Below are 25,753 nucleotides of genomic sequence, written 5' to 3' on the forward strand. Positions count from 1 at the left end.
ATTTGCCATGTCCAAATTCCCTATAAAAATAGTATTAAATTTTGTCGCTAGCACTATTGACTTTATATAGTTAGTCTCTCTATTTAGGTTGGAAATGAGTAATCAAAAGAATAATAAGGCACAATATGGGTTATTTATACATAGTCTAAGTTTAGAGGTGCTTTCACTTTAATGAAGGCTGTGAGGTGGCTTTATGAGCTTTATAACAGGAGAACTAGTGACACGTAAATCCTATCAGCATGACTTATTATTCCGTATTGAGTCTTTAGGAAATGATTTTGCCATTCTACATGGAGAAGATATTCGTTTGGAAGCTGATGCACCTATCGATGATTTAGTTCATGTAAAAGAAAGGGATTTAGAAAAAAGACGGAAAAAGGGAAAGGAACAAGAAGAATTTTCTTATCGTCTTTTTCGGCAAGATTATCAATTAATGAAAGAAAAGCGCGATTATCAATCAACGGGTGGCTATCAACATACGACAAGGTATTTTCAATTACCTGCAAAAGTACTTCATATAGATGGAGATCAAACTTACCTGAGAAAATGTGTAGAGCTATATCAACGTATTGGATTGCAAGTTCATGGTGTTCATATCAATGAAAAGGAAATGCCGTTTAAAATTGGTGAATTGGTTAGAAAGATCCAGCCCAATATTATTGTTATTACTGGTCACGATGCTTATTCAAAAAACAAAGGCTCAAAAAGTGACCTTCAGGCTTATCGCCATTCCAAATATTTTGCTGAAACCATTCGAGGAGCAAGGGAAATTATACCAAACTTAGATCAACTTGTTATCTTTGCAGGTGCCTGTCAATCTCATTTTGAATCATTAATCCGAGCGGGTGCAAATTTTGCCAGTTCTCCGTTTAGAATAAACATACACGCATTAGACCCAGTTTATATAGCAGCTAAGATTGCATATACATCATTTATGGATAAAGTCAGTGTATGGGATGTATTGAGAAATACGCTAACGGGAGAAAAAGGAATGGGTGGAGTTGAAACCAGAGGTCTGCTTCGAACAGGTATGCCCTATATGGAAAATGAGCAATAGATTAAATACATTGTGAAGAGGACGATTACGGTTATATGTCCTCTTCCTGTCATTTAAAGAATTATTTTACATAATTTATGAAGATAATGAAACAATAATACAAGGAAGTGAAAATATTTATATTTACTAGTTGACAACTAAAATGAAGTATTGTTATAATATAAGGCTTATTTGACAATCAAACAAGCTTATGTTATACTCTATACAGTGAGGTGGAGGATAGTGAAAACATTAGTCGAAATTAAGCAAGGTCTTGAAGGTCAAATTGGGCAGAGATTAAAGTTAACTGCCAATGGAGGAAGAAGGAAAACGATTTGCCGGTCAGGTATATTAACTGAAACGTATCCTTCGGTTTTCGTGGTTGAGTTAGACCAAGAAGAAAATGCATTCGAACGTGTTTCATATAGCTATGCAGATGTCCTGACGGAAACGGTAGAATTAAGTTTTTTAGATGACGAAACCCAAGTACAATCAATATAAGGCGGAATAATGCTTCTGCTTCTATTGAGGTTTCCTGATGATCGAATCACTATATAAGTAAAACAAGCATAAGACCAATACTCTACTGTAGAGTATTTGAACTTATGCTTGTTTTTTTCAAAAAATGCCTTTTCTGTATATATTTAACGCGACTAGAAAGATAAGAAAAACCATAAGCTACGAATGTCGTATAAACTGTTAACAGAAAGGGGCTGTTCTTTCATGGCTAGACAAAGAGGTATCATGTCAGATCAAATGAAAGAGGAAATTGCTAAGGAGTTAGGTTTTTACGACACTATTCAAAAAGAGGGATGGGGCGGAATAAAAGCAAGGGATGCAGGAAATATGGTAAAACGGGCTCTTGAAATAGCTGAGCAAAGTATGCAACAAAAGAACAATCCCTAATTGGATTAGGCTTGCAGGGAATATCTCTGCAAGCCTTATTATTTTCTATTGTAAATTAATTTTCAAAAAACCATAAAATACAGCATAAAAGCTGTATATACTTATTTGTTGTCCATCACATGACACATGCAGTCGCCTCCCGTTTTCTAATATGTTACAATCTGTTTAGATTTATAAAGTGGGTGACGGAATGGTTCTTTTTGAAAGAGCGCCAGCAAAAATTAACTTATCATTAGATATTTTAGGTAAGCGCGATGACGGTTACCATGAGGTTGAAATGATTATGACAACAATCGATCTATCTGACCGTATCGAATTACATCCATTAGATCAAGATCGTATTGACGTCTCTTTAGAAAGCAGATATGTGCCAAATGATGAACGAAATTTAGCTTTTAAGGCTGCTCAAATTTTTAAAACAATGTACAACATTGAAAAAGGCGTACATATTAAAATTGAAAAAAGTATACCGGTTTCGGCTGGTCTTGGTGGTGGAAGCAGTGATGCAGCTGCTGTATTACGTGGTTTAAATCGACTGTGGTCGATGAACATTCCAACGGAGGAATTAGCAGCACTCGGGGCGCATATTGGTTCTGATGTGCCGTTTTGTGTACATAATTCTACTGCGATAGCCAAAGGGCGGGGGGAACGTATTGAGAAATTACCTTCTCCACCTTCTTGTTGGGTTATTTTAGCTAAGCCTAACATTGGGGTCTCCACAAGAACAATATTTCAAAGATTTGATATGAGTTGCATCACACACCCAAGCACATCTGAAATTATAAGCGCCTTGGAAGAAAAAAATTTCATAAAACTTTGTAATAACCTGGGAAATGTGCTAGAAAGTGTCACAATTAAATTACATCCAGAGGTACAGCAAATAAAAGATCGCATGAAATATGCGGGTTCTGCAGGTGTTCTGATGAGTGGAAGCGGTCCGACGATATATGGTTTAGTCCAACATGAAAACAAGGCACGGCGAATTTATAATGGACTGCGTGGGTTTTGTGAAGAGGTATATATAGTCCGTATATTAGGTTGATATTTGCCAATACACGCATGTAAATGGTATATTTTAGTATAAATATTCGGATTTTGAGGTGTGGAAATGAAAAGAAGTAACAGAATTGTTGCATTGACAGATTATTTTATAGAAAACCCAAGAGAGCAAATACAATTGCCTTATTTCACTAAAATATATCAAGCCTCCAAATCTTCTATTAGCGAAGATTTGGACATTATCGATTATATGTTTAAACATGAAGGTTTAGGATACTTGCAAAGATCAGCAGGAGCAGCTGGTGGGGTAAAGTATATTCCGTATAATTCGAAAGAGAAAAGTATTCGGTACATTACAGAATTGTGCCACAAATTGGAAGATACAAGCCGTATTCTTCCAGGTGGATACCTTTATATGAGTGATATATTAGGAGACCCTAAGCAAGTTCGGCAAATAGGGCGAATTTTAGCATCTGCCTTTTCGCATTTAGACATTGATGTTGTTGTGACTGTGGCTACGAAAGGAATTCCATTAGCATATGCAGTTGCTTCATTCCTCGGTGTCCCAGTAGTTATTGTGAGACGAGATCCAAAAGTGACGGAAGGTTCTTCGGTAAGTATTAATTATGTGTCGGGCTCTTCCAGAAAAATTCAAACAATGGTATTACCGAAGCGAAGTTTACAAGAAGGCTCCAATGTATGTATTATTGACGATTTCATGAAAGCTGGAGGAACAATTACTGGCATGAAAAGTCTACTTGAGGAATTTAATGCGAATGTCAAAGCGATTGGAGTGCTGGCTGAAGCAGATGATGAAGAAGATGAACGAGTGGTTCGGGAATATACATCATTGGTTAAAATTACAAATGTTGATATGATGCAAAATTATATTGAAGTACACCCTGGGAACTTTGAATCAAACTGTTCCAAAAAATAAAATCTTCCGCACAAATGGGAGATTTTATTTTAATAAAACTGTTTTATGCTTTGGTCGTTTAAGCCACCACAGCCCAAATAGGCTTCGTTTTCCGCGGGTGACCCCTGTTGGCTCCTTCACTCATACCTTGCTCTGAGTGTTCTCATTCTGGCTGCTACTTTCGAAAAAGTCTACGTTTATTTCAACTGTTATTCATAATTTTAAGATGTTAACAACAATTTTTTAGATAACAGTCTTAATTATTAACCTTTTTGTAATTATTTTAAATTTTTTTGAATATCAGGCAGGACTTTTGTATGTTTTGTTGAAATACTTAAATAAGTTAAATAGGGAAAAGGTGGTGACACATCATGGAAGTAACTGACGTAAGATTACGCCGCGTGAATACAGAGGGGAGAATGCGAGCAATTGCATCGATTACGTTTGATCAGGAATTTGTTATCCATGATATCAGGGTGATCGATGGAAACAACGGGCTATTTGTAGCCATGCCATCAAAGAGAACCCCAGACGGTGAATTTAGAGACATTGCACACCCAATTAACTCGAAAACACGTGCAAAAATTCAGGATGCTGTACTGGAAGAATATCACCGTGCAGGGGAAGCAGAAGTAGAATATGAAGAAGCTGGGGTTTCCTAATATGTAAATTACAAGAGGTCTAATCATTTATTGATTGGACTTTTTTTATTCAAAAAGGCAAGTTATTTTTCCATTAAAAACATTGTATTCTGTTGACAGATCTATTGAAATCGAATTCTTTTTGAGATATATTCATTATGGATAAATGGAATGGAGGTTTCCTCATGACAAAACGTTATGCTGTCATTCTTGCAGCAGGGCAAGGAACTAGAATGAAGTCAAAACTATACAAAGTGCTTCATCCTGTATTAGGTCGTCCAATGGTACAGCATGTTATCACACATTTAAAATCCATCCAATTAGATGAAGTTGTGACAGTTGTTGGATACGGTGCAGATAAGGTTACTGAACATCTTAGAGATGAAAGTAAATTTGTGGTTCAGGAGGAGCAATTAGGAACTGGCCATGCTGTACTTAAGGCTGAAGACTTATTAAAAGATAAAGAAGGAACAACAATTGTGGTATGTGGAGATACACCGTTAATTACAGAAGAAACATATAAAGAACTCTTTAACTATCATGAAAGAAATGAAACAAAAGCAACGATTTTAACCGCAAAAGCTCCTAATCCAAAGGGGTATGGACGAGTTATTCGTAACGGACAAAATGAAGTTGAACGTATCGTTGAACATAAAGATGCAGATGATAAGGAACGAAGTGTTGATGAAATAAATACTGGTACATATTGTTTTGATAATAAAGCTTTATTTGATGCATTAAAAGAAGTATCAAATGATAATGCGCAAGGCGAGTATTATTTGCCAGATGTTATTGGTATTTTAAGGGAAAAAGGTGAAAAAATAAGTGCATTTTTAACACCGAATTTTGAAGAAACGCTGGGTGTCAACGATCGTGTAGCACTAGCACAAGCAGAAAAGGTAATGAAACAGCGTATCAATGAAAAACATATGCGAAATGGTGTAACAATTAAAGATATGGATAACACTTATATTGAACCTAATGTTAAAATAGAACAAGATGTAATCATTTATCCTGGTTCGATTTTAAGTGGGGATACAACGATTAAAGCAGGTGCACAAATTGGCCCGTACACAGAGGTTATTAATTGTGTGGTGGGGAAAGATACCGCTGTCAGACAAAGTGTCCTCGAAGACAGTCAAATAGGAGATCACGTAAAAATTGGTCCATATGCTCATATTAGACCAGACTCAAATATTCGCGATGAAGTTAAAGTAGGAAATTTTGTAGAGATCAAAAAGTCAACCATCGATCAAAATAGTAAAATTCCTCATTTAAGTTATATCGGAGATGCGGTGATTGGACGTAGAGTAAATATGGGATGTGGTACAATTACTGTAAACTATGATGGTAATAAAAAACATGTAACTACCATTGAAGATGATGCGTTCGTTGGTTGTAATGCTAATTTAATTGCCCCTTTAACTGTTGGAAAAGCTTCTTATATAGCTGCAGGATCAACAATTACATCAGACGTACCTAATGAAGCCTTATCTATCGCTAGATCGAGACAAACGGATAAAGAAGGCTATACAAAACAAAGAAAAAAAGAAAAAAAGGATTAATGGAGGTTTTTTTAATGACATCTGACTACAAGGATCCATCATTAAAAGTATTTACGTTGAATTCAAACCGTAAATTAGCAGAGGAAATTGCAAATCATATTGGGACCCCTTTAGGAAAGTGCAGTGTTTCAACATTTAGTGATGGAGAAGTACAAATTAATATTGAGGAAAGTGTTAGGGGTTGTGATGTATATGTAGTGCAATCCACAAGTTTGCCAGTCAACCAGCATTTGATGGAACTGCTTATCATGATCGATGCATTAAAACGTGCCTCATCTAAATCGATAAACATTGTAATGCCTTACTATGGATACGCACGTCAAGATCGTAAATCACGCTCGAGGGAACCAATAACCGCAAAACTAGTGGCAGATTTATTAGAAACAGCCGGAGCTAACCGAGTTATTACACTTGATTTGCACGCACCACAAATTCAGGGCTTTTTCGATATGCCAATTGACCACTTACAAGGTGTACCAATACTTTCGGATTACTTTGAGGCGAAAGGCTTGGATGACGTCGTAGTAGTTTCTCCAGATCACGGCGGAGTAACGCGCGCACGAAGAATGGCAGACTATCTGAAGGCACCTATTGGTATTATTGATAAAAGAAGGCCACGCCCAAATGTTGCTGAAGTGATGAATATCGTAGGTAACATTGAAGGGAAAACAGCAATTTTAATTGATGATATTATTGATACAGCAGGTACAATCACGCTTGCCGCTGATGCATTAATCGAAAATGGGGCAAAGGAAGTCTATGCTTGTTGTACACACCCTGTTTTATCAGGACCTGCGCTGGAACGCATTGATAACTCACAAATAAAGGAACTTGTTGTTACGAATTCGATTCCGATTTCAAATGAACAGATGAGTGATAAAATCAAATCTTTATCCGTAGCTCCGCTTATTGGTGAAGCGATTATCCGGGTCCATGAATTAAAATCTGTAAGTATCTTATTTGACTAGATATGTATTTTACTTCAAAATAGTTGTTATATCGATTAAAAATGAGATAATAGTATATAATGTATGGATAGAAAATTATACAAGATTAAACAACATAAATAGATGAAACGAAGTTGTTAAAAAATTGGAGGATGATTAGCATGGCAGTAAAATTAAAAGCAATTTTACGTAATGATCTTAAAAATTCAACAACAAAACAATATCGTGAAAGTGGAAATGTTCCAGGTGTTGTTTACGGGAAAGGCAAGGAAACGAAAGCAATTACAGTAAATACGATTGACTTAGTAAAAACAGTTCGTGAAGAAGGAAGAAACGCAATTATCACCCTTGATATTGAAAATGGTGAATCTGCTGATGTAATGCTTCATGATTATCAAATGGATCCCCTTAAAGATGAAGTGATGCATGTTGACTTCTACGTTGTAGACATGTCTGAAGAAATGGATGTTGAGGTACCATTGCGTATAGAAGGAGAAGCAATTGGAACAAAAGAAGGCGGTGTATTACAACAGCCACTATATGTTCTGCAAGTACGTGCTAAACCTAACGACATTCCTGAAGAAATTACTGTTGATGTATCAGAATTAAATATTGGTGACACAATCGCAATTGCTGATTTGCCAAGCTCTGAAAAATATGAGTTTCTTGAAGAAGAAGATACCGCTATTGTTAATGTGTTAGCACCTGATACTGGAAGTGAAGAAGACGAAGATGCAGACGGTGAGAGTGCTGAACCAGAATTAGTGGGTGCAGAGTCCAAAGAGGAAGAACAATAATTTTTCTTCTAACTATATAATTTAGATATGTAGCCCCTCCTTTAAGAACGTTGATCATGTCTATTCTTATTAGGAGGGATTATTGTATTTTTACCTAAATATTATTAAAAAGGACGAATGGAAATGAAGTGTATTGTTGGGCTAGGCAACCCGGGAAAAAAATATCATCATACCAGACATAACATAGGTTTTATGGTAATAGATGAATTGTTATCCCGTCACCATTGGAGTCTAAATAAATCTAAATTTAACGGGAAATATGCGTTAGAACATGATTTAGGTGAAAAAATAATTTTTCTCAAGCCGCAAACATATATGAATCTGTCTGGAGAATGTCTGTATCCATTAATGAAATATTATCATATCGATATCGACGATATTCTTGTGATTTATGATGATTTGGATTTGCCAGTAGGGAAAATCCGCCTGCGGCAAAAAGGCGGACATGGAGGTCATAATGGAATCAGGTCAATCATTGACCATTTAGGAACAAAAGATTTTAAACGAATTCGTATTGGTGTAGGACGACCAACTAATTCGATGCCTATCGTTGATTATGTTCTCAGTACGTTCCCTAAGGCCAAGCAAGAAGACGTACATGAAAGTATTAAGAAATCCGCAGATGCCTGTGAAGCATGGCTGAAAGCCCCTTTTAACGAGGTGATGAATGAATTTAATCATTAGATATATAAGTCTCCTCTAAAAGCAAGATTCACTTTATGTATAAAAAAATGCTTTTCGGATAAACTTTAATGTACCCCATGTTTATTTGAGGAGGTTTTTTATATGTCTATTGTCTATAAGTGTAGACACTGTGGACATGTCATAGGTGAAATAGAGGAACAAATTGTTGATACATCCATGTTAGGGTGGGATAAATTGTCTATTGAGGATAAAAAAGAAATGATTAATTATAATAGTAATGGAGACATTCATATCCATGCTATTTGTGAAAATTGTGAGGATACACTTGGCCAGCATCCACAATATCACGAGTTAGACTTTTTTATACAATAATATACGCAGACAAGCTTTGGTTATTCAACCAAAGCATTTTTGCGCTGTAGCATCTTGCTGCGATTCGTCTACGCTTTTATATATACCATGGGGGTTTAAGAAATGAAAGGGATCAATAATTTTTTGCATTCCACCGAAGATGTCCAATCCATTTTAGGTGGTATTCATAATGGTATGAAAGAGCAGCTTGTTGCTGGTTTATCAGGGTCAGCAAGAAGTTTGCTTATTTCCATTGTTAATGAATCCATTAACAAACCTATTTTACTAGTTACACACCAATTAACTCAGGCACAGCAGCTTTATGATGATTTGTCAGAGTTTATGGAAAATAGCAATGTTTATTTATATCCAGTGAATGAGTTAATCGCTTCAGAAGTTGCTATTGCTAGTCCAGAATTAAAAAGTCAGCGCATTGATGGGCTAACAGAATGGGCAGAAAAGAAATCAGGTATTTTAATAGCCCCAGTAGCAGCCTTAAAACGCATTTTGCCACCGCCTAGTTATTGGGATAAATACCAATTACGCTTCACTCTAGGCGAGGAAATTGACATAGATGCTTATCTATCATCATTAGTTGACATGGGGTATGAACGAGGGTCAATGGTTAATTCTCCGGGTGAATTCAGTATTCGAGGTGGTATTATTGATATTTATCCAGTTACAGAAGAAAACCCAATTCGTATCGAATTATTTGATGAAGAGGTTGACTCTATACGCTATTTTGATGCAGGGACACAACGCTCTTTAGAAAAAATAGAACAAGTCAGGGTTAGACCTGCGACGGAACTTCTATTGAATGAAGAGGATATTTTATCTGGAGCTAATCGTACTGAGCGTGCATTAGCAAGTACGCTAAAAAAGATTAAATCGAAGGAAGCTAAGGAAAAACTAATAAAAGTAATGGAACATGATATAGAACGATTGAAAAACGTAGAGCGCTTTCAAGAAATGTATAAGTATATTGGCTTCCTATATGAGAATCCTGCTAGTTTGTTAGATTATCTGCCATCCAATGGATTAATTATCATGGATGAAATGAGCAGAATCCAAGAAACTGCAACAAATTTAGATAAAGAAGAGGCAGAATGGTATAGCAGTTTGCTAGCATCTAATCAAATGGTGAAAGATAGTACATTTTCTTTTGACTGGCTTACTGTTTGGGGAAAAATAAATCATCCACGTATTTATATGTCTGTGTTTTTGCGACATATTCCAAACACGCAGCCGGAAAATATCATAAATTTTTCTTCAAGAGCGATGCAAGAATTTCATGGACAAATGAACTTATTTAAAAATGAATTAACACGTTGGGAAAAAGGAGATTATTCCGTAGTCGTTTTAGCTCCAAATGCGAAACGTGCGGAAAAAATCCACTCTATCTTTATGGATTATAATATCGAAGCAAGCATTGCAGAGCACTTAGAGTTACCTGTTACAAAGCCAACCATTGCAATTGGTAATATCAATAATGGCATTGAATTGCCGATGCATAAATTAGTTTTAATTACAGAAAATGAATTATTTAAGAAAAAGACGAAGCGCATGCGAAGAAGGCAAAAAATATCCAATGCAGAACGCATTAAAGATTACCAAGAATTAAAAGTTGGGGATTATGTTGTCCATGCAAATCATGGCATTGGAAAGTATGTAGGAATTGAAACGCTAACTGTAAATAAATTGCATAAAGATTATATGCTCATTAAATATTCTGGTGATGACAAACTATTTGTACCGATTGATCAAATTGATCTGGTTCAAAAATTTGTTGGCTCTGAGGGAAAAGAACCGAAACTTTATAAATTAGGCGGTTCAGAATGGACAAAGGTAAAAAGGAAAGTCCAATCTTCTGTAGAAGATATTGCGGATGATCTTATAAAATTATATGCGGAAAGAGAGGCCCAAAAAGGGCATGCCTTTTCAGAGGATACGGAAATGCAACGCGAATTTGAAGCAGCTTTCCCTTATCAGGAAACAGAAGATCAAATACGTTGTATCGAAGAAATAAAAGAGGATATGGAAAGAGAGCGTCCGATGGATCGACTGCTTTGTGGAGATGTGGGCTACGGGAAAACAGAAGTAGCAATTAGAGCAGCATTCAAGGCGGTTGCAGAAGGTAAACAAGTAGCATTATTAGTCCCTACAACTATTCTTGCACAACAGCATTTTGAAACGTTTCGTGAAAGATTCCAAGATCATGCTGTAAATATAGAACTTTTAAGTCGATTTAGAACGAAAAAGCAGCAAAAGGATACGAAGAATGGATTGTCTCGAGGTTTAGTCGATATCGTAATTGGGACGCACCGTCTATTATCCAAAGATATTAAATATCATGATTTAGGCTTGCTTATTGTCGACGAAGAGCAACGTTTTGGTGTAAAACATAAAGAAAAGATAAAACAAATGAAAACAAATGTGGATGTAATTACGCTAACAGCAACACCAATACCTAGGACCTTGCATATGTCAATGTTAGGTGTACGTGATTTATCCGTTATTGAGACTCCTCCGGAAAATCGTTTTCCGATTCAAACTTACGTGCTGGAATATAATCCGATATTTATCAGGGAAGCGATTGAACGGGAGATGGCACGAGGCGGACAAGTGTTTTTCTTATATAATCGGGTAGAAAACATTGATAAAGTTGCAAGGGATATTGGCATGCTTGTTGATAATGCAAGAATTGCGGTTGCCCATGGTCAAATGAACGAGTCAGAACTTGAAAATGTCATGTTTGGATTTTTAGAAGGTGAATATGATGTATTAGTAAGTACAACGATTATTGAAACAGGCGTTGATATTCCCAATGTGAATACACTTATTGTAAATGATGCTGACCGTATGGGCTTAAGTCAGCTTTATCAATTACGAGGGCGTGTTGGACGTTCGAATCGAGTGGCGTATGCGTATTTTACGTATCAAAAAAATAAAGTACTTACAGAGATAGCTGAAAAGCGCCTACAGGCTATAAAGGAATTTACCGAATTGGGATCGGGCTTTAAAATTGCTATGCGAGACTTATCTATTCGCGGGGCAGGAAACCTGCTCGGTTCACAGCAACATGGATTTATTGATTCTGTAGGTTTTGATATGTACTCACAAATGTTAAAAGAGGCTATTGACGCTCGAAGATCTGGTAAAGAAATAGAAGATATAACGCCATTCGAACCAGAGTTAACGTTAGATATCGATGCGTATATACCGGACACCTATATCAAAGATGAAAAACAGAAAATTGACATGTATAAACAGTTTCAAACGATTGCTTCATCGGAAGACATTGATAACTTAAAAGATGAATTAATTGACCGGTTTGGTGATTATCCTATCGAGGTTGATCATTTATTTTCAGTTTCGATCTTAAAAATGTATGCTAAAAAAGAAAGGGTTGAATCTATCCGTGCAAAAAATAAAAAGTGTGAGCTATTGGTAGAGGAAGACCGCAGTCAACAAATTGACGGGTCAAAGCTGTTTGAATTAGCGAACTCTTTCGGGCGTGAAGTTCAGTTAGGCACTGAGAATAATAAATTAAAAATTGTTTTTAGATTTTCAAAAGAAACAGAACATCATCGATTTGAAAGCGTATCAAGTTTCATCAAAAAGTTAGAGAATGTGGATAGAAACGAATAAAAAGGCAATGTATTATGTATAGTTCCCTTCAGATGATTAATACTAAAACCATAATTGGTGTTTTTTACACATGAAGAAAGGAATTAGATATTCTGGTGACATAATGAAATAGCATTTTACAGGTAGATAAGTAAGAGTCAGGTGGGGAAACCTTTAAAAATGTTTGAATCATTTACAGTCCGGTTACATGAAAAAAGAACTCTATAGGAGCCGGAAATACTTAACAGTAAATCACCTTTTAAAATGTGTAAGTACACTAAATATAATCATCATACGAAAGTGAGGCTTCTTAGAAAATGAAAGCAACAGGAATTGTGCGACGAATTGATGATTTAGGCAGAGTTGTCATCCCAAAAGAAATAAGACGTACATTGCGTATTCGTGAAGGGGACCCATTAGAAATTTTTGTTGATCGTGAAGGCGAAGTTATTTTGAAAAAATATTCTCCAATAAATGAATTGAGTCATTTTGCCCAAGAATATGCAGAAGCATTATTTGATTCTGCTACCTACCCGGTACTAATATGTGACCGGGATGAAGTTATCGCATTAGCAGGAGAATCGAAAAAAGATTATTTAAATAAACATATCGGTGTCTTGTTGGAAAAAAGCATTGAAGATCGATCCCTTTTATATGAAACGGAACCAAACACCGTGGAAATTACGGAAGGAAGAGAAGAAGACTTGCGTTCTTATTGCATCAGTCCGATCATAGCTAACGGAGATTCAATTGGCTGTGTGATGATGTTTTCCAAAGAAAAGGAAGCGCTTAGTAAAATTGAACAAAAATTAATTGAAACAGCGTCAAACTTTTTAGCGAAACAAATGGAATAATTACTGTGATTATGAATGAAACGAGTAAGAGTCAGAAATAAACTGATTCTTGCTCGTTTCATTTATGGAAAATCCCCCCTAAACAAGTACGATGATGATATAACAGGAGCAATCATTCCCATTAACGGAGGTGAAGACAAAAACAAAGACATTAAGCATCTAGCTTTACGGGAATGCGATTGTCCAAAATGCAATATACATCATGGTCGAGACATGAACGCAAGTACAAACCTTCATAATGAAGTGACACGATAAACGCAAGAACTGCGGAGATAGCCTAATCAAAACTTTCGGTTATGAAGGTGTTCTTAGGAATCTCCCACTTTAATCAGACCGCAAGTCGATAAGTAGCGAGAGGTTTAAAGGCTTCTATGTTATACTTAATGAAAAATTTTAATTAAATGAGAAGGCGTTACAATGAATAAAGGCGAGACAGATAAGCTTGTTAAAGGTGCTTTCCTATTAACATTAGCAGGATTGATTAGTAAGATATTAAGTGCAGGTTACCGAATCCCATTACAAAATCTAACAGGGGACCTCGGCTTTTATATTTATCAACAAGTTTATCCATTACTTGGAATAGCTATCGTGTTGGCATTATATGGTTTTCCCTCTGCTATTTCTAGATCGCTGGTACACCTAAAATCAGAAGGGAAAGAAATTTCATTAGCAAACTTTTATTGGCCTGTTTTTCTTATCTTATTAGGGATAAACGGTGTTCTATTTCTTTTGATATATTGTAATGCATCCACGATAGCAAATTGGGCAGGTGATATTCAATTAGAGAAGACATATCAGAATGCAGCTTTTTTATTCCTCTTTATTCCTTTTTTAGCATTGCTTCGTGGTGCTTTTCAAGGAAATAATGATATGAAACCTACAGCCTATTCGCAAGTGGGAGAACAACTTACACGAGTTTTTCTTATTATTTTAGCTGCTATTTTAGTTGTTCTGCATGATCTGGATATCTATTACATAGGTGAATTCGCCGGAATTGCTTCCATAGGTGGATTTCTTACAGCCATTTTTCTTCTTTTGTTCTTTTTTGGCAGAAATAAACCAAGCTTAGGAACTAGAGTTGAAACTCCATGGAAGCACTATTTTAAAACTGTTTTTATCTTTGGGATTGTTGCAGCATTAAACCATATGATTTTATTAGTTATCCAGTTTGCGGACGCATTTACATTAGTACCGAATTTATTAAGTCATGGCCTATCGAAGCTTGATGCTATGAAAGACAAAGGGGTATTTGACCGCGGACAACCATTAATTCAACTAGGAACTGTACTTGGTTCTTCCTTTGCTCTTGCCCTGATACCGAATATAAGCAAACAAAACATGGAAAAAAACCCAGCTGCATTTTACCGATCTATTCAGGGTGCCTTGGCGTTTAGCTTCTATTTAGCAGCTGGAGCAACTCTTGGATTGATAATGATATTTCCAGAAGTAAATGTATTATTATATGAAAATGACAGCGGAACAAAGACGTTACAAATTTTAGTTATGTCCATCTTGCTATGTTCAATTGTTATTACAGCTACTTCTATTTTACAGGGTTTAGGGTATATGAAGCGGACAGCTGGATTTATTGTAGTGGCTGTTTTGGTAAAGTGGATCGCTAATGACACCTTGGTACCGCTGTGGGGTATTACAGGCAGTGCACTTGCGACTGTTTTTAGTCTATGTGTTTTAGGTATTGCGGCTGTTTTTGAATTAAAAAGAAAATTGCCGAATCTGGAGTTTTTTGGAAATATAAATTGGAGTGCCTTTTTAAAAGCAAGTATCGGAATGATTTTATATATTATTGTTATGGATTATTTTTTTGCAAGTAATGCTCTTTTCTCTCGAATCCGCTTACTGATCTATGTTGTATTTATCTCTATAACCGGAGGAGTTCTATACATTATTCTATTATTGCGGTGCAGAGCATTTTCCAAAGAGGAGCTTTCCATGCTTCCTTATCCATTATTTTTTATTCGATTGCATAAGGAGAGAAAGTGAATGATGAATAAAATAGAGGTTATCGGCTTGGGGGCGGGCGATATAAATCAATTGCCGCTGGGCATTTATAAAAAATTAATAGGGACAGAAAATCGTATTTTTATTCGGACGATGAGCCACCCTGTTGTTCAGGCTTTACAAGAGGAAGGCGTTCTTTTTGAATCATTTGATAAGGAATATGAAAATGAAATGCAATTTTCAACTGTGTATGAAAGTATTGTAGGAAGATTAGTTGAAGCAGCTAAGGAAAAGCAGGTTATATATGCTGTTCCTGGACATCCGATGCTTGCTGAGAAAACTGTACAGCTTTTGTTAAAAAGAAAAGATGTATCGGTATATATAGCAGGCGGACAAAGTTATCTAGATGCACTTTTTACAGCATTACGAATTGACCCTATCGATGGCTTTCAATTTGTTGATGGGACCTTCTTTGAAAGAAGTCAGCTAGATTATCGTCAGCCTATTGTTTTTTGTCAGGTATATGACCGTTTTATTGCATCTGAGGTGAAGTTAGCTTTACTAGAGGATCTGCCGCCAGATTATCAAGTTACCATTGTCGAAGCGGCAGGAACTGAATCAGAGAAATTAACAACGCTGCCACTAGAAGAACTTGACCGCTCACTAGAGGTGAGTAATTTAGTGAGTGTATATGTACCGCCAGCCCCCGATAGTATGTTAAACCATACTTTCGCTCGGTTAAAAGAAATAATAGCAACACTGCGTTTACCAGAAGGGTGCCCATGGGACCGCAAACAAACACATGAAAGCTTGCGTGAATATGCCATTGAAGAGGTATATGAACTCATTGATGCTATCGATGAGCAAGATGACGAGGGGATAGTAGAAGAATTAGGAGATGTGCTGCTGCAAGTGATGCTTCATAGTCAGATTGGAGAAGATGACGGATACTTTACCATCTACGATGTCATTAAAGCAATTTCCGACAAGATGATTCATCGTCACCCACATGTTTTCGCTGATACTACTGCCGATACGGTTGATCAAGTGTATAAAAATTGGGATTTACTAAAACAAGAAGAAAAGGGTGAACAAAGAAAATTAATATTGGATGGTGTACCAAAAAGTCTTTCATCTTTGGCAAGAGCGTACAAATTGCAGAAAAAGGCAGCTAAAGTAGGGTTTGATTGGACAGATGTAAATGATATTTGGGCTAAGTTGAATGAAGAGATACAAGAAGTCAATGAAGCAATTCAAGTGGAAAATAGAGATGAAATAGAGAAAGAATTGGGTGATATTTTATTTGTACTGGCCAATCTATCTAGGTATTATAAAATTAACCCCGAAGTAGCATTAAACCGGACAAATCAAAAGTTTATTTATCGCTTTTCGTATATGGAACAACAATTAAGAGAACAAGGAGAAGCCATAGATCAAGCCACATTAGAAGAGATGGATTATTACTGGGATCAAGCTAAGAGAAGGGAATGAATTCATTGCGATTAGATAAATTTTTAAAAATATCCCGCTTAATTAAAAGACGCACGTTAGCGAAAGAAGTCGCTGACCAGGGACGAATAACGATAAATGGCAATCGGGCAAAAGCGTCATCCGTTGTATCTGTGGGGGATGAATTAATCATTCAATTTGGTCAAAAGCGATTGACACTTGAAATTACCATGTTAAAAGAAACAGTTAAAAAAAATGAGGCAGAGATGATGTATAAAATAATCAGGGAAGAAGAAAAAACGTTGGAATAAACAATCCCATCATTTAAAAAGTAATGTTCTAACCTTGTCCAACCTTTCATAAAGTATAATAAGGAGGGCGAGGGCAATGAATTATTACGAAAGAGAAAATGTTACACGTGTGCAAAAAGATCATTATTTGAAGATTAATAACCGCAAGGAGCTGGAAATTAGCGGTGTTAAAGAAGTAGACAGTTTTGATAATGAGGAATTTTTACTGGAAACCGTAATGGGTTATTTAGTTGTACGGGGGCAAAATCTACAATTGAAAAACCTGGATGTAGGCGATGGTTTAGTCTCCATTAAAGGAAAAATATATGAACTATCCTATGTTGATGAACAGCATCAGGAGAAAGCTAAAGGATTCTTTAGCAAGCTATTTAAATGACACTTGATACACAATTCATGACAATGATTTTTATGATTGTAGGTGGATTTTACTTAGGGATAGCAAGAGATACGTTTCGTCGCTTTTCTCCATACTGGAAGAAAAAAACATGGCTCACTTATGTATTGGAGAGCAGTTTTTGGCTGACGCAAACATTCCTATTATTTTATGTTTTATTTAAGGTGAACGGCGGGGAACTGAGGGTTTATGTATTTCTTGCATGTTTATTAGGATATTCCATGTACAAGGTCATGGCAGCCAATCTATACCAAAAGGCATTGGAAAAGATAATTAGCATGTTGAGAGCTATATGCCGCTTTTTTGCAAGAACTGTACAAGCATTGCTAATTACACCGCTGCGCTGGATTGTTAGGATGGTTATAACACTATTTTTAACACTGATGCAGCTGATATTATCCATCATCTTTTTTTTATTTAAAGTTATATATACGCCAATCAAGTGGATTTTTCAATTGATCTATCGCTTACTTCCAAAAAAAATGCAAAAAATATTGCACAAAACAGCAGGATTTTATAGTATAATAAAGAATATATATATAAAATTGGAGAAGTATATTCCGTTTAAGAGGAGGTAGTGGCCTAATGCCAAAGAAGAATGTTACAAGATTAGACTCGAACTATATGCAGCAATATGATGCTTATATGGAAAGAAAACAGAGAAAGAAGCAACGCTTAATCCGCCGTCTTGTACTATTTTCTATCATAACTGTTATTGCTATAGGGAGCATGGCTACCTTCCATATTAAACAGCGTGTACTTCAGGCGGAGAAAAGTGAAGAATATCATCACATGGAAGAAAAACTAGCATCCTTAGAACAAAAAGAAAAAAATTATAAAGAAGAAATTGAATTGCTAAATGATGAAGAGTACGTTCTGGAAATAGCACGAACGAACTATTTTTTCTCTAAAAAGGGAGAATTAATCTTTAAGATCCCTGATGAGGAGCCATCCTATTGACACCCTTTTATAAGCTTATGTATACTATAGAATAGTGGGACTATATTTTGAGCCTTAGAATATATTTGAATTCTAAAGCTTAATAATATATAGAATATGGCAAAGGCCATGTCTTTCAAAAATTTTAAGGAGGAGCATTTTTTTTATGTCAATCGAAGTAGGCAGCAAGCTGCAGGGAAAGGTAACTGGTATCACAAATTTTGGGGCGTTTGTCGAGCTTGGAGACAAAAAAACTGGACTTGTCCACATTAGTGAGGTTGCCGATAATTATGTTAAGGACATTAATGAGCACTTAAGCATTGGAGATGAAATTAAGGTTAAAGTCATTAATGTTGAAAAGGACGGTAAAATTGGTTTATCTATTAAGAAAGCAAAAGATAAACCAGTACGTCAAAAAAGTGCTCGTGAACGCACTGAAAATTTTGAAGCGAAGATGAATCGTTTTCTTAAAGATTCTGAAGACCGTTTAGCCTCTTTAAAGAAGCACACGGAATCCAGACGCGGAGGTCGAGGTGCTAAAAGAGGATAGCAATTGCTGTCTATAAGGATGCTCTATTATAAATCATAAACCAAAGAAAGCAGATATCACCAATTTTACGTGATATCTGCTTTCTTTTTTATCGAATCAAAAAAACTGCCTGAAGGAAGCAGTTTTTTAATATGCAAGCAAATGATGGAAATAGCGGCGGAGGGGATCGAACCCACGACCTTACGGGTATGAACCGTACGCTCTCGCCAGCTGAGCTACGCCGCCAAAATTGAACACAAAAGATATCATACATGAGAAATTCATTTGTGTCAAGAACAAAGAAAAATTTGATAGAGAAAGTATAAAAGCTTCGACATATTTCCGGGGAAATAATTCTATCTTCGTGAAAACTTTAGATTAATCATGTCTGTGATCTAAACAACGTAGACATAACGAAGCAGAAACCATTCATTTATGTTGAATGGTGCGTGTCTCTTAGAAAGAAGTCGAACGATTTTTCTATCACGCTTACTTGTTTTGACAAAAAAAGAATAGAGTTTGTGATTTAATATATGCAAGAGGAGGGCTTTATATGATGGATTCAATTCCTAGAATGGAAACAAAGACATTTGAAGTAAAAAATAATTATTTAAGTAAGTTGTGGAGGAAAATCCCCGCTAACTTTAAATCTATTATGCTTGAGAGAGGGTGGCTGTTTTACATTGTAGGATTTCTCTTAGGAAGAGCTATCATATTATCCGTTGTATCACCCTTTGCAGTTGCCTTTTTAGCAACAATGTGGTTTGTGCATAGAGAGAAGTCTGCAAAGGTAATGCTTGCGGTGCTTGCAGGTGCACTTAGCTACAGTATGACACATGGCGTGTTCATATTGTTGGCAATGTTTGTTTTTATATTTTTAGCAGCGATGTTCAAAAATGCAAAAAACGTACAGATAAAAATTCCGTTTATCGTTTTTATATCTACCGCTGCACCGCGTTTATTTCTATATTCTATTTCCGATAAACTTACCTCCTACGAATGGCTGTTACTAGCCGTAGAAGGTGTCTTGGGATGTGTTCTAGTATTAATATTTATGCAAAGTATCCCTTTAATATCACCAAAAAGGTATAAACCTACATTAAAAAATGAAGAAATTGTTTGTATGATTATTTTAATCGCTTCTATATTAACAGGAACGATTGGCTGGGAAATTTATGGGGCATCGTTGGAACAAATTTTTTCACGTTATTTTGTACTGATACTTAGCTTTGTCGGCGGAGCTGCAATAGGTTCTACAGTTGGGGTTGTGGCAGGATTAATTCTATCATTAGCAAATGTAGCAAATTTATATCAAATGAGCCTGCTTGCTTTTTCAGGATTATTGGGTGGCCTTCTAAAAGAAGGAAAAAAGGCTGGTGTCAGTGTTGGTTTATTGGTCGGGACATTTTTAATTGGTATTTACGGGGAAACATCAGCGATCGGTTCTTCATTCATCGAATCTTCCATAGCCATTATTTTTTTCTTTTTAACACCAGCAAGCTGGATTAAGAAACTTTCCAGGTATATTCCTGGAACAGAGGAATACTCAAATGAACAAGAACAGTATTTGCAAAAAGTCCGCAATGTAACTGCTAAACGGGTAGAACAGTTTTCGAATGTATTTGAAGCTTTATCAAAAAGTTTTACGACATCGGAGGAAAATTTACTTGAAGAACAAAATGTGCAGCGGGAAACCGATTACTTCTTAAGTCAGGTAACGGAAAAAACCTGTCAAACCTGTTTTATGAAAGATCGCTGTTGGCAAAAGCAATTTGATAAAACATACGCAATTATGGAAGATTTGAAAAATGATATTGCCGATGGGCATGAACCGAATCGGAAGTTAGTTCACAAGTTTGAAAATCACTGTGTAAAATCAAAAAAGGTTATCGATACGGTAAAGGAGGAAATGTCCTTTTTTGAGGCGAATCAAAAATTAAAAAAACAAGTAAAGGAGAGTAAAAGACTAGTCGCAGATCAACTGCAAGGTGTATCAGAGGTGATGGAGGATTTTTCTAAAGAAATTTTAAAAGAAAGGAAGCACCATGAACAACAAGAGGTACAAATTATAAATGCATTAAAGAAAATGGGAATAGAGCTAGAAAAATTGGATGTTTTCCAACTAGAAAAGGGGAATGTGGATATTGAAATGACCGTATCCTTTTATAATTATCATGGAGAGGCTTCCAAATTAATTGCTCCGGTACTATCTGATATATTAAATGAAATGATTATCGTAAAAGAAGAAGAAATTTCGCCTTTTCCTAATGGGTACTGTTTCCTTGCCTTTGGTTCTGCAAAGGAATTTGTTATTGAAACTGGGGTTGCAAATGCGGCTAAGGGAGGTGGATTAATCTCCGGGGATAGCTACACAACGATAGAGATTGGTGCGGGTAAGTATGCAATGGCAATTAGTGATGGTATGGGGAATGGGGAACGAGCAAATGAAGAAAGTGGTGAGACACTACGGTTATTACAACAAATTTTACAGACAGGTATCCCAGAACAAGTAGCTATCAAATCGATAAATTCGATTTTATCTTTACGAACAACTGATGAAATGTTTGCCACGCTAGATCTTGCTGTAATTAACCTGCACAATGCTTTTGTTAGATTTCTGAAAATTGGTTCGACACCTAGTTTTATTAAACGGGGGGATAAAATATTAAATATAGAAGCCAGTAACTTACCGATGGGGATTATTCAGGAATTTGATGTAGATATAGTGAATGATCAATTAAAGGCAGAGGATCTATTAATTATGATGAGTGATGGAATTTTTGAAGGTCCAAAAAACATTCAAAATATGGATATGTGGATAAAGAGGAAAGTTCGCGAAATGAAAACCGACGATCCTCAAGAAGTAGCTGATTTGCTATTGGAAGAAGTAATACGTACAAGATCAGGTGAAATCGGGGATGATATGACGGTGCTTGTAGCCAAAATTGTTAAAAATACACCAAAGTGGTCCTCCATTCCGTTTTACGGAGAAGAGGCAAAATAAGTTTGTGGCTGATATTCCATAGCTAGGTTAGGTGAATATCAGTCTTTTTGCCTGTTCACTCCCTTCTTCCTCAACCGCTGATTTGTATTTTCCACAGTTAATAGATCGATAATAAATGCCAAACCTCCTCCTCCTTTCTATGTATAAATTCTTCCCTTTTTGTCGATGATGGTGATGGAATAGTTGGGAGGTTTTTGGCGTGAAAAAAGGGACATTGAAACAGATATTGTTGGTAACAGATGGGTGCTCCAATAAAGGGGAAGATCCCGTTGCAACAGCAGCTTTAGCTCACCAGCAAGGAATTGCAGTAAACGTTATTGGTATTTTAGATGATGATCAAACAGAAGATCCAGAAGGATTACAAGAAGTAGAAGATGTTGCATTGTCTGGGGGCGGGGTAAGCCAGATTGTCTATCAGGAATCTTTGGCACAAACAGTTCAAATGGTAACCAAACAAGCAATGACACAAACATTGCAAGGGTTTGTGAATAATGAGTTAAAGCAAATTTTAGGCCCGAAACAAACACTTGAAGATTTGGATCCTGAAAAACGTGGAGAAGTTATGGAAGTTGTTGAGGATATGGGTGAAACATGTGATCTCGAGGTATTAGTATTAGTAGATACAAGTGCAAGTATGTATGATAAAATTGAAACAGTAAAAGAAGCATTAATTGATCTTTCTCTTAGCTTAAACGCAAGAATTGGCAGAAATCGATTTAGTATTTTTAGTTTTCCGGGCAGACGCAAGGACGTTGAACTTGTATTTGATTGGTCACCTAGGCTAGATGAAATTTCATCTGTTTTCCCGAAATTGACCAGTGGCGGAATAACACCAACAGGGCCAGCGATACGAGAGGCAATGTACCAATTTGGCAAGAAAGGCTTGCTAAGGAGCTTGAGAGATGAGAAATCAGGCATGGAAGAAGCATAATATTGATATTAGACCAGGAACCGTTATTCAAGGGAAATGGCATAAAAATAGCTATTTAATAAAAAAGAAGCTTGGACAAGGTGCCATTGGTACAGTATATTTGTGTGAAACAAATGGAAAACAAGCAGCATTAAAAATAAGTGAACAAGGTACATCTATGACGGTTGAGGTCAATGTACTAAAAGCGTTAAAAAAGGTCCAAGGAAATCGCCTTGGGCCTTATTTGCTTGATGTAGACGACTGGCAAATAACAAAACACAGAAAATATTCTTTTTACGTTATGGAATATTTACAAGGAGAAAGTTTGCCTTCCTTTATTAAGAAAAACGGAATGGAATGGATCGGTGTCTTCATCCTACAATTACTGGAAGATCTAGAGAACCTCCATCAATCCGGGTGGGTTTTTGGTGATTTAAAATTGGATAACCTACTTGTTGTCGCTTCACCACCAAGCGTACGATGGGTGGATGTTGGTGGAACAACACAAATGGGGAGAGCAATTAAGGAATACACAGAGTTTTATGATAGAGGATATTGGGGTATAGGTTCAAGACGCGCTGAACCGAGCTATGATTTGTTCGCTCTTGTTATGGTTTTGCTGGAAGTGTTTTACCCTGATCGATTTTCCAAGTCTCCAAATCCAGAGCAAACCCTTTTCAAAAAAATAAATGGTGTTAAAGCACTTAGACCGTACAACTCAAGTCTAAAAAAGGCGATTTTAGGAAAGTATCAATCGAGTCGTGAAATGAAACGCGATATAACGCAAATATTGTCTAGCAGACAGAAAAGAAGGAGACCTAAAAGAGATAAGAATCAAGTAAACATATTGCCGTTCCTTATCGAATTGGGTGGGATATTATTACTTGCATTAAGTTATTACTTTTCATCTTTGCTATTTTAGTTTATATTTAAATTCTTTTATTAGAAGATGTAAAATAGGATATGATAGAATGAAGAGATAACTTAGTGGGGATGAATTCATACGATGCAAAATAAAATTATCACTTTTATGAAACAACATCATTTAATGAAGAAAAATAGCACGGTTTTAGTAGGCGTGTCTGGAGGACCTGATTCCATGGCACTACTTCATTTTTTATGTTCCATACGCCAGGAATGGCATCTTGAATTAGTTGCTCTTTCTATTGACCATCAATTACGGGGGGAGGAAGCAAAAGAGGATCTCGACTATGTACAGAAAAAGTGTGAACAGTGGGGTGTCAAATTTGTAGGAACTTCTCTAAATGTACCAGCTTACATGCAAGAGAGACAAATTGGAACCCAAGTTGCCGCTAGAGAATTACGATATCAGTTTTTTGAAAAACAAATGGATCTATTCAAAGCTGACTATTTAGCTCTTGGGCATCACGGAGATGATCAAATTGAGACACTGTTGATGCGTCTAGTGCGCTCAGCCACTTCAAGTGCATTTTCAGGTATTCCGGTTAAACGGAATTTTGCCTCTGGATTGATTATTCGTCCATTCCTATGTGTGACTAAAGCAGCTATAGAGGCATATTGTGATCACAATAAAATCATCCCGCAAATTGATCCGACTAATTATGAAACAAATTACACGAGAAATTATTTTCGAAAATATGTACTTCCGTTATTAAAAACTCAAAATAATAATATACACACAACAATACAGCAATTAAGCGAGTCGTTGCAAGAGGATGAGACCTTTTTACAAGATGCTGCAACTAATATGTTTAACCATGTCTGTGAGTGGACTGAGGATGGCGAAGGAATTTCGTTCGAAATTGATTTATTTAAATCGTACCCACATGCTTTACAAAGACGAGCCTATCATCTAATATTAAACTATCTATACGATAAAAAGCCTGGAAATTTATCTTATGTTCATGAGTCTCATTTTTTTGCTTTATTAGAAAATGAGAAAGGGAATTCTCAAATCGATTTTCCATCTAATTTGAAACTGGAAAAATCCTATCATAAACTAATTATTTACTTTAAAGATCAAGAATCCCAGACTTCCTCCATTAAAAAAACAATAAACCTGCCCGGAAAAGTAAATTTACAGAACGGATCAAAGATTATTGCTTCGTATACGAATATACTACCTGAAAAGCAAGATGAAAACATCTACATATGCGCCGCTGACAGGATTACTTTACCTTTACATATAAGAACGCGCCGGGCTGGTGATAGAATGAGTTGGAAAGGATTAAAGGGAAGCAAAAAAGTAAAAGATATTTTTATCGATGCGAAGATACCACGAATAAAAAGAGAGAAGTGGCCTTTAATCACCGATAATAAGGGAGAAATATTATGGCTTGTTGGTTTAAAGAAAGGAGAGCCAAAGCTAAAAACAGAAGAGGGTTCCTCGTATATTCAATTAAATTACCAAAAAGGCAACATGTAGGAGGACAAAAATGCATAACGATATTAAAGAAATACTAATATCTAAAGAGGCGATTGAAGCAAAATGTAAAGAAATTGGCCGTCAGCTCACGAAAGAATATGATGGGAAGTTTCCGCTTGCAATTGGTGTTTTAAAAGGAGCTATGCCTTTCATGGCAGACTTGTTGCGTTACATAGAAACAAATTTAGAAATGGATTTTATGGATGTTACAAGCTATGGAGATGCTATGCAGTCTTCAGGAGAAGTAAAGATAGTAAAAGACCTTAATACGAAAGTAGAAGGTCGTGACTTACTGATTATTGAAGATATTATTGACAGTGGCTTAACACTAAAATATTTAGTGGATCTGTTTAAATACCGAAAAGCTAATTCAGTAAAAATTGTTACACTGCTCGATAAACCTTCCGGAAGATCAGCGGCTATTAAGGCTGATCTTATAGGATTTGAAGTACCTAATGAATTTGTAGTTGGATATGGTCTCGATTATCAAGAGAAATATCGAAACTTACCATATATCGGTGTGTTGAAACCAAAAATATATGGTGGGGAAGAAATATAAAAATAGGG

The 25,753-nt window shown here is 36.2% G+C and carries 25 protein-coding genes and 1 tRNA gene; 25 read left to right on the forward strand and 1 reads right to left on the reverse strand.

Features of this window, described 5'->3' with window-relative positions:
• The first annotated feature begins 193 nt into the window (after positions 1–193).
• The 20 genes from yabG (at position 194) to GZ63_RS0107460 (ending at position 18,886) form a co-directional block, all read left to right on the forward strand.
• Positions 194–1,057: a sporulation peptidase YabG gene (gene yabG / locus GZ63_RS0107365; protein ID WP_029268272.1), complete on the forward strand. Its 864-nt coding sequence runs from the start codon at positions 194–196 to the stop codon at positions 1,055–1,057.
• 219 nt (positions 1,058–1,276) lie between these two features.
• A complete protein-coding gene (veg, locus tag GZ63_RS0107370; protein WP_029268273.1) occupies positions 1,277–1,537 on the forward strand; it encodes a biofilm formation stimulator Veg in 261 nt (86 codons plus the stop codon).
• Positions 1,538–1,759: 222 nt separating this feature from the next.
• Positions 1,760–1,942, forward strand: coding sequence for a small, acid-soluble spore protein, alpha/beta type (locus GZ63_RS0107375; RefSeq protein ID WP_029268274.1), 183 nt, complete (start codon positions 1,760–1,762; stop codon positions 1,940–1,942).
• A gap of 190 nt (positions 1,943–2,132) precedes the next feature.
• The gene (gene ispE / locus GZ63_RS0107380; protein ID WP_029268275.1) at positions 2,133–2,984 is read left to right on the forward strand and encodes a 4-(cytidine 5'-diphospho)-2-C-methyl-D-erythritol kinase; all 852 of its coding nucleotides are present in this window, start codon (positions 2,133–2,135) and stop codon (positions 2,982–2,984) included.
• A 66-nt stretch (positions 2,985–3,050) separates the two neighbouring features.
• Positions 3,051–3,878: a pur operon repressor gene (gene purR, locus GZ63_RS0107385; RefSeq protein ID WP_029268280.1), complete on the forward strand. Its 828-nt coding sequence runs from the start codon at positions 3,051–3,053 to the stop codon at positions 3,876–3,878.
• 350 nt (positions 3,879–4,228) lie between these two features.
• The gene (gene spoVG / locus GZ63_RS0107390) at positions 4,229–4,519 is read left to right on the forward strand and encodes a septation regulator SpoVG (protein WP_029268282.1); all 291 of its coding nucleotides are present in this window, start codon (positions 4,229–4,231) and stop codon (positions 4,517–4,519) included.
• Positions 4,520–4,683: 164 nt separating this feature from the next.
• Entirely contained in the window at positions 4,684–6,063 is a 1,380-nt protein-coding gene (gene glmU, locus GZ63_RS0107395; RefSeq protein WP_029268283.1) for a bifunctional UDP-N-acetylglucosamine diphosphorylase/glucosamine-1-phosphate N-acetyltransferase GlmU, read from the forward strand.
• 14 nt (positions 6,064–6,077) lie between these two features.
• Positions 6,078–7,031 (forward strand): ribose-phosphate diphosphokinase, encoded by a 954-nt coding sequence (locus GZ63_RS0107400; protein ID WP_029268284.1) that lies wholly within the window; start codon positions 6,078–6,080, stop codon positions 7,029–7,031.
• A gap of 140 nt (positions 7,032–7,171) precedes the next feature.
• The gene (locus GZ63_RS0107405) at positions 7,172–7,807 is read left to right on the forward strand and encodes a 50S ribosomal protein L25/general stress protein Ctc (RefSeq protein ID WP_029268286.1); all 636 of its coding nucleotides are present in this window, start codon (positions 7,172–7,174) and stop codon (positions 7,805–7,807) included.
• 123 nt (positions 7,808–7,930) lie between these two features.
• Entirely contained in the window at positions 7,931–8,491 is a 561-nt protein-coding gene (pth, locus tag GZ63_RS0107410; protein WP_029268288.1) for an aminoacyl-tRNA hydrolase, read from the forward strand.
• 102 nt (positions 8,492–8,593) lie between these two features.
• Positions 8,594–8,824, forward strand: coding sequence for an anti-sigma-F factor Fin family protein (locus GZ63_RS0107415; protein WP_029268290.1), 231 nt, complete (start codon positions 8,594–8,596; stop codon positions 8,822–8,824).
• Between the two features lie 102 nt (positions 8,825–8,926).
• Entirely contained in the window at positions 8,927–12,451 is a 3,525-nt protein-coding gene (gene mfd / locus GZ63_RS0107420; protein WP_029268291.1) for a transcription-repair coupling factor, read from the forward strand.
• A 296-nt stretch (positions 12,452–12,747) separates the two neighbouring features.
• Positions 12,748–13,284, forward strand: a complete 537-nt coding sequence (spoVT, locus tag GZ63_RS0107425; RefSeq protein WP_029268292.1) for a stage V sporulation protein T — start codon at positions 12,748–12,750, stop codon at positions 13,282–13,284.
• A 417-nt stretch (positions 13,285–13,701) separates the two neighbouring features.
• Positions 13,702–15,285, forward strand: a complete 1,584-nt coding sequence (locus GZ63_RS0107430) for a putative polysaccharide biosynthesis protein (protein ID WP_029268293.1) — start codon at positions 13,702–13,704, stop codon at positions 15,283–15,285.
• Between the two features lie 3 nt (positions 15,286–15,288).
• Positions 15,289–16,734, forward strand: coding sequence for a bifunctional methyltransferase/pyrophosphohydrolase YabN (gene yabN / locus GZ63_RS0107435; RefSeq protein WP_029268294.1), 1,446 nt, complete (start codon positions 15,289–15,291; stop codon positions 16,732–16,734).
• A gap of 5 nt (positions 16,735–16,739) precedes the next feature.
• Complete coding sequence (locus GZ63_RS0107440) at positions 16,740–17,003, forward strand: RNA-binding S4 domain-containing protein (protein WP_029268295.1); 264 nt, start codon at positions 16,740–16,742, stop codon at positions 17,001–17,003.
• A gap of 76 nt (positions 17,004–17,079) precedes the next feature.
• Entirely contained in the window at positions 17,080–17,379 is a 300-nt protein-coding gene (gene yabP / locus GZ63_RS0107445; protein ID WP_029268296.1) for a sporulation protein YabP, read from the forward strand.
• Entirely contained in the window at positions 17,376–17,975 is a 600-nt protein-coding gene (gene yabQ, locus GZ63_RS0107450) for a spore cortex biosynthesis protein YabQ (protein ID WP_029268297.1), read from the forward strand. Before yabP ends, yabQ begins: the two co-directional genes overlap by 4 nt.
• Before the next feature lie 7 nt (positions 17,976–17,982).
• Positions 17,983–18,357 carry an FtsB family cell division protein gene (locus GZ63_RS0107455; RefSeq protein WP_029268298.1) on the forward strand — a complete coding sequence of 125 codons (375 nt, stop codon included), beginning with the start codon at positions 17,983–17,985 and terminating at the stop codon, positions 18,355–18,357.
• A gap of 145 nt (positions 18,358–18,502) precedes the next feature.
• Positions 18,503–18,886, forward strand: a complete 384-nt coding sequence (locus GZ63_RS0107460) for a S1 domain-containing RNA-binding protein (RefSeq protein WP_029268299.1) — start codon at positions 18,503–18,505, stop codon at positions 18,884–18,886.
• Between the two features lie 151 nt (positions 18,887–19,037).
• Here the strand turns inward: GZ63_RS0107460 and GZ63_RS0107470 are convergent.
• Positions 19,038–19,111 (reverse strand) — tRNA-Met (locus GZ63_RS0107470).
• Between the two features lie 307 nt (positions 19,112–19,418).
• On the opposite strand from GZ63_RS0107470, the gene spoIIE reads away from it, so the two are divergent.
• From spoIIE to hpt, 5 genes are all read left to right on the forward strand, one after another.
• Positions 19,419–21,869 (forward strand): stage II sporulation protein E, encoded by a 2,451-nt coding sequence (spoIIE, locus tag GZ63_RS0107475; RefSeq protein ID WP_029268300.1) that lies wholly within the window; start codon positions 19,419–19,421, stop codon positions 21,867–21,869.
• Between the two features lie 199 nt (positions 21,870–22,068).
• Positions 22,069–22,800 (forward strand): VWA domain-containing protein, encoded by a 732-nt coding sequence (locus tag GZ63_RS0107485; protein WP_029268301.1) that lies wholly within the window; start codon positions 22,069–22,071, stop codon positions 22,798–22,800.
• Entirely contained in the window at positions 22,772–23,701 is a 930-nt protein-coding gene (locus GZ63_RS0107490) for a protein kinase domain-containing protein (RefSeq protein ID WP_029268302.1), read from the forward strand. The genes GZ63_RS0107485 and GZ63_RS0107490 overlap by 29 nt, the downstream gene beginning before the upstream one ends.
• 84 nt (positions 23,702–23,785) lie before the next feature.
• A complete protein-coding gene (gene tilS / locus GZ63_RS0107495; RefSeq protein WP_029268303.1) occupies positions 23,786–25,186 on the forward strand; it encodes a tRNA lysidine(34) synthetase TilS in 1,401 nt (466 codons plus the stop codon).
• A gap of 10 nt (positions 25,187–25,196) precedes the next feature.
• On the forward strand, positions 25,197–25,745 hold the full coding sequence (gene hpt / locus GZ63_RS0107500) for a hypoxanthine phosphoribosyltransferase (RefSeq protein WP_029268304.1): 549 nt from the start codon (positions 25,197–25,199) through the stop codon (positions 25,743–25,745).
• The last annotated feature ends 8 nt before the right edge of the window (positions 25,746–25,753 follow it).

Origin of the sequence: Virgibacillus alimentarius, from assembly GCF_000709085.1 — a bacterium.
Taxonomy (GTDB): domain Bacteria; phylum Bacillota; class Bacilli; order Bacillales; family Amphibacillaceae; genus Virgibacillus_B; species Virgibacillus_B alimentarius.

Coding starts and splice junctions, on each gene's coding strand:
- glmU (WP_029268283.1), top strand. CDS start 4,684: ATGACAAAACGTTATGCTGTCATTCTTGCAGCAGGGCAAGGAACTAGA.
- yabN (WP_029268294.1), top strand. CDS start 15,289: ATGAATAAAATAGAGGTTATCGGCTTGGGGGCGGGCGATATAAATCAA.
- mfd (WP_029268291.1), top strand. CDS start 8,927: ATGAAAGGGATCAATAATTTTTTGCATTCCACCGAAGATGTCCAATCC.
- spoVT (WP_029268292.1), top strand. CDS start 12,748: ATGAAAGCAACAGGAATTGTGCGACGAATTGATGATTTAGGCAGAGTT.
- GZ63_RS0107400 (WP_029268284.1), top strand. CDS start 6,078: ATGACATCTGACTACAAGGATCCATCATTAAAAGTATTTACGTTGAAT.
- GZ63_RS0107375 (WP_029268274.1), top strand. CDS start 1,760: ATGGCTAGACAAAGAGGTATCATGTCAGATCAAATGAAAGAGGAAATT.
- ispE (WP_029268275.1), top strand. CDS start 2,133: ATGGTTCTTTTTGAAAGAGCGCCAGCAAAAATTAACTTATCATTAGAT.
- GZ63_RS0107460 (WP_029268299.1), top strand. CDS start 18,503: ATGTCAATCGAAGTAGGCAGCAAGCTGCAGGGAAAGGTAACTGGTATC.
- pth (WP_029268288.1), top strand. CDS start 7,931: ATGAAGTGTATTGTTGGGCTAGGCAACCCGGGAAAAAAATATCATCAT.
- yabP (WP_029268296.1), top strand. CDS start 17,080: ATGAATTATTACGAAAGAGAAAATGTTACACGTGTGCAAAAAGATCAT.
- GZ63_RS0107430 (WP_029268293.1), top strand. CDS start 13,702: ATGAATAAAGGCGAGACAGATAAGCTTGTTAAAGGTGCTTTCCTATTA.
- GZ63_RS0107455 (WP_029268298.1), top strand. CDS start 17,983: ATGCCAAAGAAGAATGTTACAAGATTAGACTCGAACTATATGCAGCAA.
- GZ63_RS0107490 (WP_029268302.1), top strand. CDS start 22,772: ATGAGAAATCAGGCATGGAAGAAGCATAATATTGATATTAGACCAGGA.
- GZ63_RS0107415 (WP_029268290.1), top strand. CDS start 8,594: ATGTCTATTGTCTATAAGTGTAGACACTGTGGACATGTCATAGGTGAA.
- hpt (WP_029268304.1), top strand. CDS start 25,197: ATGCATAACGATATTAAAGAAATACTAATATCTAAAGAGGCGATTGAA.
- spoVG (WP_029268282.1), top strand. CDS start 4,229: ATGGAAGTAACTGACGTAAGATTACGCCGCGTGAATACAGAGGGGAGA.
- purR (WP_029268280.1), top strand. CDS start 3,051: ATGAAAAGAAGTAACAGAATTGTTGCATTGACAGATTATTTTATAGAA.
- spoIIE (WP_029268300.1), top strand. CDS start 19,419: ATGATGGATTCAATTCCTAGAATGGAAACAAAGACATTTGAAGTAAAA.
- GZ63_RS0107405 (WP_029268286.1), top strand. CDS start 7,172: ATGGCAGTAAAATTAAAAGCAATTTTACGTAATGATCTTAAAAATTCA.
- yabG (WP_029268272.1), top strand. CDS start 194: ATGAGCTTTATAACAGGAGAACTAGTGACACGTAAATCCTATCAGCAT.
- tilS (WP_029268303.1), top strand. CDS start 23,786: ATGCAAAATAAAATTATCACTTTTATGAAACAACATCATTTAATGAAG.
- yabQ (WP_029268297.1), top strand. CDS start 17,376: ATGACACTTGATACACAATTCATGACAATGATTTTTATGATTGTAGGT.